A 1,423-nucleotide genomic window follows, 5' to 3' on the forward strand; every position below is an offset into this window, starting at 1 on the left:
TGTCATCCGCAAACCTCCGTTTGCGACATAGATTCAGAATTCAACTGATTTGGAAACCGCAAAACGAGTCAGAGACCGCTCACGTTGGTATAAGCGCTCATTTCCATGCGCCTTTTCTCGTTGATGCCTCTGCCGCATGAAGTGTCCACTTAAAATAGGTGGACACCAAATATGAGTGACGAAGAGCAGAAACTGCGTGTGCGGCATGTGGGGCGCGATGGTCGACGCCGCTACGATCCAGGATCAAAGGCGCGGCTTGTTGCGGCCTGCCTTGAACCTGGTGTGTCGATATCCGGCCTTGCGCTTACGCATGGGATCAATGCCAACCTACTGCGCAAGTGGGTCAAGGAGGCCAGGGAGTCTGGCCCCCTGGCGGTATCTCCACGATCGGCGTTTATCCCGGTCGTGGCAGCAGACGGCAGCCTGCCTGTCGGGACCTGCTCGCTGGATATGTCGGTCACGTGTGATGAAGAACAACGAGCATCACTGGAGAAGACGGGCCATCCGTCAGGTTTATCCAAAATCAGCGCGTTGCTGCCAAACGGCGTGAAGCTTTCGCTGGAATGCAGGGATGTGGATGCGTTGACGGCTGTCATCGGAGCATTGGGCCATGTTCAGACTGGCCGCTGATCTCAAGGTCTACCTGCACCGCGAACCGATCGACTTCCGCGCCGGCATCAACAGCCTTGCGGTCCTGGTGCAGAAGACGATGGAGCTCGACCCGTTTGCGCCTGCGGTCTTTGCCTTTTGCAATCGCCGCCGTGACCGGATGCTTACGAGCTGCGCGGCGAAAGCACCATGGAAGGCGCGTCGACGATATCCCGGTTGTCCTGATGTTTACTTAGCGAGCCCGGCAGGACTGGGCTGCGCCTCTTGAGGAGAATGGGAAGCCGGGAGCCGAACGCCATTCTGTGACCGAAGCCACAGGCATCAGGGTCACGCATTGGAGCATGGTTCAGAACCGAAAGACGGAAAAGCAATCTGTCCTACGGAATGAAGGACTTTTGCCGAGCGGCACAAATGCCGGTCAAAACATAACCGAACGCAAGGAAAAGCCGCCAAATGGTGGTGTCTTGCCCCTTGTGTTCTTTCATTGGAGTTCATCATGCAACAGCTCGCAAAATACCTCACCGCCACCGGCCGCCGTCTGCGCACTCTCGGCAGGGTCATCGGTCACTTCTTCCGGAAAGGAAAGCTCGGTCTGAAGCTCGCGATCAAGATCCCGTTCTTCATCGACATCGAGGTCAACTTCGAGACCGACTGGAACAGGCGCCCGTAAGGCGCCCCAAAGAAAGGATCTGGCCCGCTCCGGCGGGTCGGTCCCTCAGCACCAGGGCTCGCGCCTACCTGACCACGTTCGTGCCAGACCCTCTGAGACCAACCGATCGCCGAGGCTTCGTCCATCCCGGACGAGAACCCGAAG

Annotated in this window: 3 protein-coding genes and 1 pseudogene; 3 read left to right on the forward strand and 1 reads right to left on the reverse strand. The window is 57.8% G+C overall.

Going from position 1 to position 1,423, the window contains the following annotated elements; translation table 11 throughout:
* The first annotated feature begins 171 nt into the window (after positions 1-171).
* From tnpA to BSG20_RS36960, 3 genes are all read left to right on the forward strand, one after another.
* Positions 172-630 (forward strand): IS66-like element accessory protein TnpA, encoded by a 459-nt coding sequence (tnpA, locus tag BSG20_RS35310; RefSeq protein ID WP_080590331.1) that lies wholly within the window; start codon positions 172-174, stop codon positions 628-630.
* Positions 611-877 (forward strand): IS66 family insertion sequence element accessory protein TnpB, encoded by a 267-nt coding sequence (gene tnpB / locus BSG20_RS35315; protein WP_093042021.1) that lies wholly within the window; start codon positions 611-613, stop codon positions 875-877. The genes tnpA and tnpB overlap by 20 nt, the downstream gene beginning before the upstream one ends.
* Positions 878-1,105: 228 nt before the next feature.
* Positions 1,106-1,279: a hypothetical protein gene (locus tag BSG20_RS36960; protein ID WP_177309941.1), complete on the forward strand. Its 174-nt coding sequence runs from the start codon at positions 1,106-1,108 to the stop codon at positions 1,277-1,279.
* Positions 1,280-1,324: 45 nt separating this feature from the next.
* Here BSG20_RS36960 and BSG20_RS38340 read toward each other — a convergent pair.
* A pseudogene (locus BSG20_RS38340) lies at positions 1,325-1,423 on the reverse strand (thermonuclease family protein); the annotation flags it as partial.

Origin of the sequence: Rhizobium tibeticum (genome assembly GCF_900110205.1) — a bacterium.
Classification (GTDB): Bacteria; Pseudomonadota; Alphaproteobacteria; order Rhizobiales; family Rhizobiaceae; genus Rhizobium; species Rhizobium tibeticum.